The 12910-nt window shown below is 42.7% G+C and carries 12 protein-coding genes; all 12 read right to left on the reverse strand.

What is annotated here, in order from left to right; all coding sequences use genetic code 11:
• Window positions 1–13 precede the first annotated feature (13 nt).
• The 12 genes from AB6D07_RS06800 to csrD all read right to left on the reverse strand — a co-directional run bounded on the left by AB6D07_RS06800 (window position 14) and on the right by csrD (window position 12874).
• Window positions 14–562 carry a type II secretion system protein gene (locus tag AB6D07_RS06800; RefSeq protein WP_017102917.1) on the reverse strand — a complete coding sequence of 183 codons (549 nt, stop codon included), beginning with the start codon at window positions 560–562 and terminating at the stop codon, window positions 14–16.
• Between the two features lie 34 nt (window positions 563–596).
• Window positions 597–1172 (reverse strand): prepilin-type N-terminal cleavage/methylation domain-containing protein, encoded by a 576-nt coding sequence (locus tag AB6D07_RS06805; RefSeq protein WP_017102916.1) that lies wholly within the window; start codon window positions 1170–1172, stop codon window positions 597–599.
• A 79-nt stretch (window positions 1173–1251) separates the two neighbouring features.
• Window positions 1252–1707, reverse strand: a complete 456-nt coding sequence (locus tag AB6D07_RS06810; protein ID WP_372091515.1) for an MSHA biogenesis protein MshF — start codon at window positions 1705–1707, stop codon at window positions 1252–1254.
• A 3-nt stretch (window positions 1708–1710) separates the two neighbouring features.
• Window positions 1711–2934 (reverse strand): type II secretion system F family protein, encoded by a 1224-nt coding sequence (locus AB6D07_RS06815; protein WP_017102915.1) that lies wholly within the window; start codon window positions 2932–2934, stop codon window positions 1711–1713.
• 12 nt (window positions 2935–2946) lie between these two features.
• A complete protein-coding gene (locus tag AB6D07_RS06820) occupies window positions 2947–4671 on the reverse strand; it encodes a GspE/PulE family protein (protein WP_017098885.1) in 1725 nt (574 codons plus the stop codon).
• Window positions 4661–5851, reverse strand: a complete 1191-nt coding sequence (locus AB6D07_RS06825; RefSeq protein WP_032500660.1) for a tetratricopeptide repeat protein — start codon at window positions 5849–5851, stop codon at window positions 4661–4663. Before AB6D07_RS06825 ends, AB6D07_RS06820 begins: the two co-directional genes overlap by 11 nt.
• A 2-nt stretch (window positions 5852–5853) precedes the next feature.
• A complete protein-coding gene (locus AB6D07_RS06830) occupies window positions 5854–6693 on the reverse strand; it encodes an ExeA family protein (protein ID WP_017102913.1) in 840 nt (279 codons plus the stop codon).
• Between the two features lie 56 nt (window positions 6694–6749).
• Window positions 6750–8426: a pilus (MSHA type) biogenesis protein MshL gene (gene mshL, locus AB6D07_RS06835; protein WP_017102912.1), complete on the reverse strand. Its 1677-nt coding sequence runs from the start codon at window positions 8424–8426 to the stop codon at window positions 6750–6752.
• 15 nt (window positions 8427–8441) lie between these two features.
• Window positions 8442–8774, reverse strand: coding sequence for a hypothetical protein (locus tag AB6D07_RS06840; protein WP_017102911.1), 333 nt, complete (start codon window positions 8772–8774; stop codon window positions 8442–8444).
• A complete protein-coding gene (pilO, locus tag AB6D07_RS06845) occupies window positions 8767–9414 on the reverse strand; it encodes a type 4a pilus biogenesis protein PilO (protein WP_017102910.1) in 648 nt (215 codons plus the stop codon). Before pilO ends, AB6D07_RS06840 begins: the two co-directional genes overlap by 8 nt.
• Window positions 9414–10856, reverse strand: coding sequence for a hypothetical protein (locus AB6D07_RS06850; protein ID WP_017102909.1), 1443 nt, complete (start codon window positions 10854–10856; stop codon window positions 9414–9416). Before AB6D07_RS06850 ends, pilO begins: the two co-directional genes overlap by 1 nt.
• A 2-nt stretch (window positions 10857–10858) precedes the next feature.
• Entirely contained in the window at window positions 10859–12874 is a 2016-nt protein-coding gene (gene csrD, locus AB6D07_RS06855) for an RNase E specificity factor CsrD (RefSeq protein WP_017102908.1), read from the reverse strand.
• Between the last annotated feature and the right edge of the window lie 36 nt (window positions 12875–12910).

Here is a 12910-nt window from a genome sequence, read left to right on the forward strand (position 1 = left end):
CATGACAATACTATTAACAGCCATTCGCACCAGTAGTGACAACATCAACAAATGCAGGTATTGTGGCATTGGCAGCTTCAACATAAATGACAAAACAGCCATTGTTATTAGCAGGTGTAGTTGCATCGTATACAAAACCATTGCTTGGTTGCAGTGGGTTTGTTCCCGCAAATGAGTATGCAACAGAAGTGGGAGTAACACCTGTTGAACTCACAGCTACAGCAACCCAGTCGGTACCAGTTAAACCAGTGACAGCAGCTTCAATACCAGCAGTATTAGCTGTAGGGAAGCCAAAGTGAGTAGTAACGCCATTAGATAGTGGTGGTGTATTAGCATCACCGTCAGCTTGTGTTTTCCCTAAAGCTTCTTCTCCAGCAACTGCCGAACCGCCATACACAATACCTGTCGCGCCAGCCATTGCGCCACGCAGGCCTTGCAGTGACGACGTACGAGCATCACCTTGTAAATTTAAAAAACGAGGTGCTGCAGTAACTGCAAGAATACCTAGAATAACAATTACCACCACTAGTTCTATTAGGGTGAAACCGCTTTGTTTTTTCATAGTCTTTTCTCTCTATGTATATTTAAACGCAGGTTTACTGCAGTGTTACGGTCACACGACCAGTTCTAATCTCGTAAACGAATTGATGCTGAGTACCGCCTTCCAATTGAACGTAAGTGCAGTAGTCATTGCTATTATCCGCTTGCGCTGAATATTTGTAATTCGAACCATTAGCCACATTGGTTAATGTTCCAACTTTAGGAGGATTCTGAAGTAGATTTTCCATTAAATCGACACACGAAGCATCAGTCACATCATTAGACGGAGCTGAAGCTGAATTTGTGTTTATAGACCATGGGTAGCCGTCTCTAAAATTAGTGCTTCCATTGCTACTTGTTGATCTGGTTAGCCAAAAATCAACACCATCGTAATTTACAGTATTGTATATTTCAACACCAATTCTTTCTGATGGACGAGCTTCTGCTTCCCATTGCGCTCTTGCTGAAAGTACGCCTGTCGCAAAACCACCCGCGACACCTTCAATACTGGCTTTCTTGGCTTCGTCTGTCACATCCAAGAAACGGGGTAAAGCTGCAACAGCTAATAAACCCACAACAACAATCACTATGACTAACTCGACTAGGGAGAAACCCTTTTGATTTTTAAGCACTTTCTACCTACTCATCTAATTGCTAATGCGCATTATACATTTGACCATGCATAAAACCATAAAAACAGCGCCAATACGTTCACAAGGCCAATATATTGACTTTGACACTAAATCTTTCTTTTTTGAGTAATATATCTATCTGATACTTATCACTATAATGATAACGGCAATGAAAATGAATGTTATCACTTTTGTCTTCAATGTTTGGAGAGCTGAGACCTAAAATACGCCCCTTAGGATATAATTGCTCCAACCAATAACCGCAATTTCGAGCCGAGTCTTGAATTGGCATAACCCACCCCGTTCTGCTGTAAGTCTTTGGCGGTTTCGCATCATTCTTTTGCGCCACACCAGATAACAAATACTGCTGTTTGAACAAATTCGCTTGCTCAAGAATTCGCTTGCTCGCAACGATTAATGCCGTGTTCGTTGCTTCTTCTTCTACTGTTTTCCATACAGAAAGCAATCCCATAACGAGAAAAAGAATAACCGCAACCCAAATAACAAAACGTGAGCGCTGTAGGTTATTCAGCATCCCCTAACCTTTGATTGCATCCAGCATTCCCCACATTGGCAAGAAAATACCCAGAGCTAAAACCAGCACCATTCCCGCAACGATCGTCAACAGAATAGGTTCAATTCTAGCGGTTAACGTTTTTAGATCGTAATCAACCTCTCGGTCGTAAAAATCCGCAACTTCAAGCAGCAACTCATCAATACGACCCGTTTCTTCACCCACAGAAATCATTTGTATCACGAGTGGTGTGAAAATCTCGCTGTTAATCGCGGTAGAAGAAACGGTACTTCCCGCTTCTATTGCCGATTTCATACCTTGAACACGAAGTTCTAAAAAACGATTGTCCAAAGCTTCAGCCGATAGCGATAACGATTGGTTAAGCGGTACACCTGCTTTTAGCATCAAAGCAAAAGTACGTGAGAAGCGCGACAATAGAGCTCGATTGACCACCCCACCAATCACTGGCATTTTTAAGCGCAGCCGATCCCACTTTTCCCACCCTTTATCTGTCTTAACCCATGCTTTAAAAGCAAAAACAAGACCAAAGATTAATCCAAGCATTAACCCCCAGTAATTAACAAAGAACTCAGACATCCCCATTAAAATACGAGTTGGAAGTGGTAAGTCGACCCCAAAACGCGCGAACATACTCGAAAACTGAGGAATCACGAATATATTCAAGACAAACATAGCGATTGTAATAAAAGTAATCACGAACGTTGGGTAACGCATTGCCGTTTTGATTCGCTTTCGAGTTTCAACCTCTTGTTCGTAGTATCCAGCCAGTTGTAACAATGCCTGATCTAAACGACCTGTATTCTCACCAACACTGATCATCGATACAAACAATGAACTAAATACCTTAGGGTGCATTTGCATCGATGCCGCTAATCCACGACCATTTGTAAGTTCAGCGACCACTTCTTCAAGTGCTACTTTCAGTTGCTTATTTTCACAATGTTGAGTTAACCCTTTCATCGATCTTAATAGCGGAACACCCGCCTTAGTTAAACTATACAACTGTCGGCAAAACAGAACCAACACCTCTAAAGGCACATTCGGGGAGAACAGACTGGATACATCCATATCCAGGATTGAACCGCCACTTTTTCCAAGTTTAATCGAAGTTGGAATGATCCCTTTACTCATCAAACTGTCAGCAGCAAGATCTTCGGTATTTGCATCCAACTGGCCTGTCACTTGACTGCCATCAGAACTGCGACCTACATAACGATAAGTTGGCATATCACTCTACCCCTACAGATAAATTGGATCAGTGGCACCAGAAGCATCGCCTTCGCCAAGGTTCATTACCTCATCAAAGCTCACAACCCCCTGTATGGCCAATTCCATCGCAGAAGCTAACAGCGGTTTGTAATTTTCAGACTGCCTTGCCGTTTGAGCAAAACCAACGGCATCATTGGCTCTAAGCGCATCCATCATAGGCTGATCGAGCTCCAACATTTCAAACACACCAATACGACCACTGTAGCCTGTCAAATTACAATTTTGACAACCACGCCCTTTCATAAATGGCGTACCTCGCTGGTTTGGGAAACGAACACTCAACCATTGCTTACGCGCTTCATCCAGCTCATCATCAACCTTGCAATCAGTACATACCTTACGAACTAACCGCTGTGCGACCACGGCTCGAACAGCACTTGCTACCAGATAACCCGGAGCCCCCATGTCCATCATACGCAGTGCACTGTCTACTGCATCGTTGGTATGCAGAGTACTTAACACTAAGTGACCAGTAAGTGCCGCTCTCAAACCAATTTCAACGGTTTCGTGATCTCGCATCTCACCAATAAGAATGATATCCGGATCCTGACGTAGGAAGGTTCTCAAAATCGTTGAGAAATTGAGGTTAATCTTAGGGTTTACCTGAACCTGATTCACACGAGGAAGACGGTATTCTACAGGGTCTTCAGCGGTAATGATCTTTTTACCCGGTTCGTTTAATTCACTTAACGCACCGTATAGAGTCGTTGTTTTACCTGAGCCCGTAGGCCCGGTTACGAGAATCATGCCATGTGGGCGGCGTAATTGATGACGAAGACGAACGAGCAAATCACTCGGAATGCCTGACAACTCCAATTTACGTAGGCCAGCCGATTGATTAAGCAAACGCATAACCACTGACTCACCGTGCTGTACTGGCATAGTCGACATACGAATATCGACCGATTGACCTTTAACGCGAATATTAAAGCGACCATCTTGAGGCAGTCGTTTCTCTGAAATGTCGAGGTTAGCCATCAGCTTCAAACGCAAAACCAGTGCAGAAGCAATATTCACTTCATTCAACAACGTTTCATGCAGGACACCATCAATACGCTGACGTAAACGTAATACGTTTGAATCTGGTTCAATATGAATATCAGACGCACCAACTTGAATAGCATCTTCAAACAGCGAGTTTACTAGCTTAACGACCGTAACTTCGTCGCTGTCTTCTTCAGCGATATCAAAGTCAAAGGCTTCATTAACTTTATGCTCAGCATGAAGCTGCTCAGCAAATGAGGCAATCTCTTTGGTTCTTCGGTAATAACGGTCGAAACCATCAACCAATTGTCTCTCTTGTGCGACGACAAATTCGAGTGCGTAGTCGCCTAGTTGGCTAAGCAATGATTCTTGGGCAAACAGATCGGCAGGATCACTCATTGCAACACGCAATGTGTCACCTTGACGCCCAATGACCAAAGCACGAAGACGGCGAGCATGAACCTCAGGTAAAAGCTGCACAGCTTCGACGTCAACATTAGCTCGGCTAATATCAATAAGAGGAATAGCAAGCTGTTGCGACAAGAAACTGAGCATTTGCTGCTCTGATAAAAAGCCAAGCTCGATCAGTGCATCACCAAGCTTACGGCCTGTCCTTTTTTGAGCAGCCAGAGCTTGTTCAACTTGATCTTCAGTAATGATGCCCTCTTCTACGAGCAAATCACCGAGCCTTTTTCTTAATCTAATTTGCATCGCTACTCTCCTCTAAAGCATTGATTATTTTTAAACGATCACGTACAAAGCCTTGCGACTGAGATGAGATCCCAACTCTAACCAATGCTCCTTGGTATGATTGCTTTGCAGCTATGAAATCAAGCTGACGTTCTTGCTGAATCGCTAAACCTAACCACCAGCGAGCATTATCTGAATCGACCTCAGTCAATTTTTGGTAGCTCTCTAGTGCAATATCTTCTTGCTGAGACTTTTGACTTAATGCAGCACGCATTGCTAAGTAGTCTTGAGTTGGACTAGGCGGTAAGTGTATTAATGGGCTCAAAGCAGCTTCCGCTTGATTGGCTTTCACAAGTAGCTTCGATAAACCTAGGCGCAGTTTTTCACTGTTGATATTGAGTTTGATACCCGACTGAAATAACTCATACGCTTTGCGAGTATCACCTTTACCAAAATAGAGAATTGCTAGTTTCTGACGGACATCTTCATTTCTTGGATCATAACGGAGCGCTTCGTTATAACCTTTCAACGCTCCAGAAAGGTCGTTGGCATCAAGAGCCTTCTGAGCTCGGCCTTGAGCATTAATAGAAAGTTGTTCAGGCGTTAGTTCCACCTGCTCAATCAACATTCCATTGCTTTCTGAATCGCCAGACGTTTCAGGTTGATTAGATACTGGTGTGGGATCTTTTTTAGCCACGCTAGCAACAAGCATTGGCTTTGCTACTTTTTCTTTAGGTATACTTTGAGCTTTAGGTGCGCTTTGAGATTTAGGTGTGGCTTGAGATTCAGGGTTTACTTTAGGCTTTGTAACTGACTGAGTTGATGCAATGACTGAATCCGATTTAGCTTGAGCACTTTTTAGTATCGTCGTGTTGTGAGCCGAAAGGTTCGCTGAATCTAGCGTCACTAACTTCTTAGTCGGCGAGGATACAGGTTGAGTAATGGCCGTTTCAGGACTACCCTCTGAATTGCCTTCTGAAGTATCAATAACGGAAACTTGTATATCTCGAGTTGATATTGAGTTATCGACAGCTGGGCCTTGTGATATAGCCCAGCCCCCCATGGCCAAGCTAAGGGTAAAACCTGCGACCACCCAAACCAATGGAGAGCGTGTTTTTACTTTAGGTACCACCGCAGCTTCAATCGATGCTGTTGACTCTTTTTTTGCCAATTCAGACAAGGCGTTATTAATGACGCTCATAATTAGTTCCAACCCCACAGCATTGGCGTTTTAAATTTAGGTTTACACACATCGTATGTTTCATGCATTGCAGCAAAGAGATGTTGGTTTTCTATATTTTTCTTATCTTCACTAAAAGCAAGCAACAAAGCTTTATGACACAACTGGTTAATCAACCTTGGGATCCCCAAAGAAGAGCGCCAGATCGCTTTTTTATGGCTCAGGCTAAAGGGAGCATATTTGCCACCAGATTTAGCGATCCGGTTATCAATGTAAGCCACTGTTTCATCGAGAGTCAGTGGCCTCAGTGTCGAACTGAATGTGATTCTTTGACGAAATTGCCTTAGATGATAAGCCTCTAATCGAGCATCCAATTCCGGCTGCCCTAATAGAACAATTTGCAGCAGCTTTTTATCTTCAGTTTCTAAGTTACCAAACAACCTTAAGGTCTCTAGAGCTTCATCTGACAAAGCCTGAGCCTCATCAAGAATCGCAACCACTCGTAAGCCTGAGTTATGCAATTCAATAAGTTTATGTTGAATGTTATCCACTAAGGTGGCTTCATTATCGGTAATCAAACCAAGCTCTTTAGCCACGGCTTGTCGTAATTCAGCCCCAGATAGCACTGGGTTAGGCAGGTAGATTAAAGCAGTACAATCATTGAGATGATTGACCAACATTCGGCACACCATGGTTTTGCCTGTGCCGACCTCCCCTGTAACCTTAACTACCCCCTCGCCCATTTCTAACGCCGAAATGACCGTTTGAATTGCCTCAAAATGAGGTGCTAAACCATAAAAAAAATCGGTATTCGGCGTTAACGTAAATGGTAACTGTTCAAAATCAAAATGAGCTTGATACATAAGACGACCTAGCTTAGTAATTCACTACCAATCTGCATTGATAAAGTGAGTGGTTACTATTCATCAGGGAACCATTCTTGTAAAAGATCTCGAGAACGCTCCATTTCTGATTGCCAAGTATTTACACCTACAACCGTTGGCTTTAATAGAATAACAAGTTCAGTTTTTTGAGTGAGTTGACTGGTATTACGGAACAAATGACCGAGTGCTGGGATATCACCAAGAAATGGAACTTTTGAAGTCATGTCACTGGTGTTTGATTTCATCAATCCGCCAATAACTACCACATCACCATCTTGCGCTCGAATCACGGAGTCAGATTCACGAATAGAGCTTTTAGCCAACGGCAGCGTCACAACACCAGTTGTTGAGCCAAGATTAAGCTCTTTCACTTCCTCTTCCACCTCAATCACTGCGGGGTGAACATGCAGGAACACATTTCCTTTATCATCGATCTGCGGCGTCACATCCAAAGAAATACCGGAGAAGAACGGGGTTAGCTCAACTTCAGGGGCAACATTCGCGTTATCACCACTACCGACCGAACTTGATAAATTCGTCACGAAATATTTATCTATACCCACTTTTATAACCGCTTTCTGGTTATTAGCTGCTGTCACTCTTGGGCTAGATAACACATTCAAGTCACCCTGTGTATCCATAAAACTCAATACTGCTTCAAAGCTGCCACCAGAAACAACGAGGTTAGATTGACCACCTAAAGCGGTACCGATTGGGTCCATGCCTGGTAGTTTGCCTGGGATGATCGTACCGGCTGCATTTTTAACGATAGAACCCATACCTAGCGTGTAGTTAGTACCGTTCGACGAAAACATCTTGGTCCAGTTAATGCCTTGTTGATAGCCGTCACTAAGTGTCACTTCCATGATTTTGGCTTCCAAGATAACTTGGCGCTGCAGACGTTTCTGAGAAATACCAAGGAACTCACGAACCTCTCGGATTTCATCGGGGTAAGCACGTACCGTAATCACACTCGCTTGTGGCGTAACCACAACGCTTTGCCCATCACCAGAACCAATTAAGTGAGCGACTGCCGCTTCAAGCTGCGGCCAAAAATCACTTTCAGATATCGTTTCAATCTCCGTACCACCATTAGATGTGGAGCTAGACGAATTGGAGTTCGAGTTTGATGAGTTTGAATTCGAGTTAGACGAATTAGAATTCGAGTTAGATGAGTTCGAGTTAGAGTCTGAAGTGGAAATTGTTCCAGTAGTAATCGTCGTTAAAGAACGACCAGAACGCTTTACTTGCAAGTAATCCACAGGAATCGTGACTGTACGCAAACCAGCCGGATAAATTTGAATCACTTTGCCACGTTTTTCAATATCGTAACCATACATATCCTGAGCAACAGCCAGAACTTCATCTAAGGTCACGTCTGTTAGATTTAGAGTAAGTTTTCCAGCAACGCTTGGATGAATCGCGGCACTGTACTCAGTACCTTTCACTAGGCTTGCAAAAAAGGTTCTCGCTTCAACACCTTTTGCTTGAATACGAAAGCGCTTGACGGTTTCCACACTCGGAGACATAGAGTCCGAACTTAGCTGAGGCATAAGGTCATCTTGTACCGACGAAGGTAAGTCATGAAGTGCTTTGCTATTCGCTTCATTAATAGATTCGTTTAAAGACTCTTTTATCTCAACAGGATCTCTATGCCCCATCGAACAGCCGACTAAAGATGACACTAGAATTGCTACTACAAGTTTACGCATGTCTTCACTCTAACCTTAATTATTCTTAACATCTAAAGAGAACATCTCTAATTTCCACTGCTTAGAGCTTCTCTGCAGAGTGACGTACTCTGGATCTATGTTCTTAACTCGGTACCCTCTGATCGTTTCTCCTTGTTCGAGAATCTGACCATTCATAATCGCATAACAAGGTGTATCGCCCTTGCAAACAATGCTCTCTAGAGACGGTAAACGATATTGAACTGGCGCCTTTTTAACTGATGCTGATTGCTGTTGGGGCGAAAGCCAACCTAATGGCGCAGTTGGGTCTTGTTCTGCCCATACCACTGAACTACCAAACAGCAAAGATAACACTAGAGTTCTAACCACCGATAAACTCCTGTCTGGTACCTAGGGTGTAAACCTCGAACACAAGTCGAGCTTTGGGATATTCTTCTACTGAATACTCAAACGTGCGCCAATAATAGCTCACAGGAAGTGACTCAAGTGCTTGAAGATAAATTAAAATATCGAAGTAGCTACCCGTCAACTCCATTCTAACAGGATGGAGAAAGTACTTTGAATTGTCACTGTTCTCTTGATTGTCCGAAATAGCTTCTGGTTGTAACGATTCTAAAGACTCAAGCTTCAGTCCATTACCTGCATTAAGAACGCTCTCTAATAACTGCGCCATTTGAGAAGGCGTAACCAACCTATCAACGATTTCAGCGAGCTCAAATGATAGCTCTTGGCTCTCAACCAATAGTTTTTTTAACTCAAGATCAATTTCTTTATCTGGGTCTTTGTTCAACTTGGCTTGTAGAACAAGTAATTCACCTTGTTGTTTCTGATTTGACTGCGTAAGGCTCATCGACTTCACATTCTTTTCTTGTAAATCAAGATATGCAGGTTCAATCAATAAGGTAAATACAAGCATGGATAAGCCCACTAGACCACACACGAAAAGTAGCCATTTCTCTCTCAGGCTTAATGCAAGGAACTTATCGCTAAGCTGGTTCCACAGTTGCATTATTCACTCTCCCTATGAGTACTTAACTCAAACGTCACCACATCTTGCTCATTACGACCTATCTTTATCTTTTCAAAGGTGCGCCCGACTAAATTAAGTTCATTTTTAAACTGACCAATCCAGTTTGGAACAACATTAGCGTCACGAGCCAAACCGCGAAGCTTTAGGGTCTCGTGAGTCATGTAGATATGCGAAAGCGAAATATCATTTCGCCCTAATTTAGCGAAGGAATTCATAACACCAGAATACCCGACTTGCTGGGATTCATCGTATTGACCGACCGCCTTCAAAGCCTCTTTATTCGCTTGTATCTCGCTAGTGAGACGAGCAACCGCAGCTACTTTCACTGGAGACGGTTTATGTTGAACCAACTTACTATTTAATTGGTTAACTTCTTGGTTAAGCTGATTCAAGTCATATTGTAAAGCTGCTAGCTCTTCATCCAAACTCGATGCTTGATACTGCATTACACAATAACTGCCAAGCAACAAGGTACACACAAGCCCCCAAACCATAACCACATTCACTAGAGTGAAATACTCTTTTTTAGGCTTAAGGTGCTCAGGGTAGAGATTAACGTTAAAAACATTCTTTTCAGCCGCGAGCGTAACTAACCATTTCTCTGAATTTTCGCGCTCACCTTCAACAAGTAAAGAAACGGTCGAACTCAATGTGCTATTTAACACGCTCTGCAATTCAGCTTCATCTTCCTCATCACAGCATATTTTTAACTGATGAAGTTGGGTGCCTTTAATTTGAGAAGAAAGGTAATCAATCGACCTTTGGAGTTCTAAAGCTAGACCATCCAACTGCAATGCACTTGATGCGGTACCAGTTAATGGGGGGACAACACTGCGGATTGTTCTTTGGAAGCAAACCGTGTTTTCAACAAATGCACCAAGCTTAAAATGTGAGTTGGGGCTGCGTTGTAAAAGAATGAAATTAGAGAGTTCACCAGCACTATAGCCCCAAACTTCATCTTCGGGAGCAATACCTTTAAGATCAACTTGTGCTGAATTAGTAATGCTTACAAGCTTGTCCAATAGCTTTTTAGGCAAAACATACACTTGTAGCTTATTCGAGGTCGGTAGCGCTACCGCACTCGCTGTAATATCAGCCACCCTTTCAGAGATCAGATCTTTCAATAGAAAAGGCAATGCAACCGACCATTCACTCTGTGGAATGTCCGGTTTATCAATTTGATAGGTTTGGTAGTAGTTCGCACAGACAATTAGCTGAAGGCTATCACTAGTAAGCGATTCACTGCTCAACAATTTTTTCAGCGCACTTTCCCAGTCACCGTTAACCACAGGGAAACTGGTGACTTGAGGTTTTGACTCAGTCGATGAAATATAAACGGTATCATTGCCCAAAAGGACAACTTGAGAACTACCGCTATTATTCGTTGGCTTTATTTTGTCTAAAATCGCTTTAAAATTCATGCTTAACTATTACTCTTACGCCATCGATTTCTTCGACCGACTTTTACAACGGATTCAGCTTTCACTGTCTTATCCCCTTGAGTAGGCAAGGGAATTATTTGTTGTTCTTCGTCGAAATATCTCCCTTGATAACCGTTAATGCCTAACTCTATCAAGGTATTCTTTTCTTGCTTTGTCTCAACTCCGACCGCGATCACTTCAGTTGGAGAATCACCGCATGCTCCAATCAGACTTCGAACAAACAGTTGGTTTTCATGCCTTTGATCGATTTTCTTTACCAAACTTCGATGAAGCTTAATATAGTCAACCTTCAAATCCTTTATATAATGAGTGCTAACAATGGTTCGCCCAGCTTGGCCAACCACCACTTTACACCCTAACCCTCGTAACATCTTCGCCACTGGTCGCATATAATCAAGGTGAGTAATTAGATGGCCTTCTGAAAATTCAAAAGCAAGCTGAGAACGATGCTGAGCAGAGAGCTGTAACAACTCACTTCGGAACCATTTAAAATGTGATTTATTTGCAAACGGAGTGACACTCAAGTTCACCGAATAATTGACAGGCTGTGTTGATACTTTCAGCGACTTAAATAAAACCGTCAAAACCGATTGATCCATTTGAGCTTGATAACCGACTTGTTCTACCGCAGACATAAAGCGAGAAGATTTCAATAGACCTTTATCTGGATCTTGAATTCTAATAAATATTTCTTTATGCAATTCATTAGCTTGACCTGAATCCGGCATAAGATAACACCGCTGAGCAAAGATTACTAAATTTTCAGGTAGCAGGGCTTTATCAAGTAATGTTCTCCAGCGAACACTGCCTCTGTCTATCTCACTTTTATTTTCTTTTGGGTAACGGCTCCAGTTATTAATGCGCTCTAACTGAGCGCTCTTTAACGCCGTTTCCGTTTCATCCATAATTTGGCTATGGCGTTCACCTTCGGTATACATTGTCACACCAATATGGCACCAATTATCTGATTCCAAAGGCTCCGGCGGAGTCAATTTATCTAATTGCCTTAAACATTGAGCAGCCAACGTCGCAATATCCTTTGTTCCTTGATGCGGAATAAACACAGCAAAGTCTGCTTCGTAATAGCGAGAAAAAATGACATCGGGATAACGCTGAACAATATTCGACAATACTTCACCAACTTCAATAATAAATCCGTCGGTGATCTGCTTGTCATTGGCATCTCGAACTTGTTCCCACTCGTCGATACGTATCAGTAAAACGCCTCCACGAGCGCCACTTTCATGCAGTACAGATTCAAGTTTGTTATCAAATAGTACTCGGTTGGCTGTACCAGTGAGCTTATCTAGAAAAGTATGGGTGCGAATAAAAGTATCAAAGCGACTTCGCTCTTGGCGTGCATCTTTCAACTCTTCAATCAATACATCAAGCGCTTCACTTGCCGTATATGGCCATTCTCGCTCGTCCCCTTTTGAATGAGCCTCAACCTGCCCAGCAAGGATCATTCTCCCTCGCTCTTCCAAAATCTCTGATCCCATTAACTGTTCTTTTAACCAACGAACACCGCGAGCCAAACAGAAAAGGATCAATGCCACCGCCAAAGTAATCGACCACATAGCTTCAATCGAATAGTTGTAACCAATATAAGGGGGGAGTGCTTTAAATTCGATTTGATAGCCTTCATTTCGGTCTAAAATGAAGCTTCTCTCATAGAGACGGTTTGGATCAATTTGTGGGGAGGTATCTTTAAATCGATAAACGATACCTGTTTGGTTCGAGAGTTTCATCTCAACGATATTGCTTGCCTGCAACATCTTCGGCATCCAACGTTGCATTGAATACGCAGCATCTGGATCTTCCATCTCTTTATCTACGACGTCGACAATGCCAACCAAATAATGGTCTAAATATTCCTGTCCAATACGCTTAAAGGAGAGTGTGCCACCAATAAAAAGAATGAACATCGCACTGATCACTATCACAGTGACAAATGCGACCAATCGAGTGCTCAATTTTAGTGTCGGGGTATATCTCATGAATAACGAAATCCTTTTCAACTCACATTATACCGT

The sequence above is a fragment of the Vibrio sp. 10N.239.312.C11 genome (assembly GCF_041466065.1).
GTDB lineage: Bacteria > Pseudomonadota > Gammaproteobacteria > Enterobacterales > Vibrionaceae > Vibrio > Vibrio tasmaniensis_A.

What these genes read in the sequence shown, in the direction of transcription:
- AB6D07_RS06800 (WP_017102917.1), bottom strand. Translation starts at nt 562, where the DNA reads ATGAAAAAACAAAGCGGTTTCACCCTAATAGAACTAGTGGTGGTAATT.
- AB6D07_RS06810 (WP_372091515.1), bottom strand. Translation starts at nt 1,707, where the DNA reads ATGCTGAATAACCTACAGCGCTCACGTTTTGTTATTTGGGTTGCGGTT.
- AB6D07_RS06815 (WP_017102915.1), bottom strand. Translation starts at nt 2,934, where the DNA reads ATGCCAACTTATCGTTATGTAGGTCGCAGTTCTGATGGCAGTCAAGTG.
- AB6D07_RS06820 (WP_017098885.1), bottom strand. Translation starts at nt 4,671, where the DNA reads ATGCAAATTAGATTAAGAAAAAGGCTCGGTGATTTGCTCGTAGAAGAG.
- AB6D07_RS06825 (WP_032500660.1), bottom strand. Translation starts at nt 5,851, where the DNA reads ATGAGCGTCATTAATAACGCCTTGTCTGAATTGGCAAAAAAAGAGTCA.
- AB6D07_RS06830 (WP_017102913.1), bottom strand. Translation starts at nt 6,693, where the DNA reads ATGTATCAAGCTCATTTTGATTTTGAACAGTTACCATTTACGTTAACG.
- mshL (WP_017102912.1), bottom strand. Translation starts at nt 8,426, where the DNA reads ATGCGTAAACTTGTAGTAGCAATTCTAGTGTCATCTTTAGTCGGCTGT.
- pilO (WP_017102910.1), bottom strand. Translation starts at nt 9,414, where the DNA reads ATGCAACTGTGGAACCAGCTTAGCGATAAGTTCCTTGCATTAAGCCTG.
- AB6D07_RS06850 (WP_017102909.1), bottom strand. Translation starts at nt 10,856, where the DNA reads ATGAATTTTAAAGCGATTTTAGACAAAATAAAGCCAACGAATAATAGC.
- csrD (WP_017102908.1), bottom strand. Translation starts at nt 12,874, where the DNA reads ATGAGATATACCCCGACACTAAAATTGAGCACTCGATTGGTCGCATTT.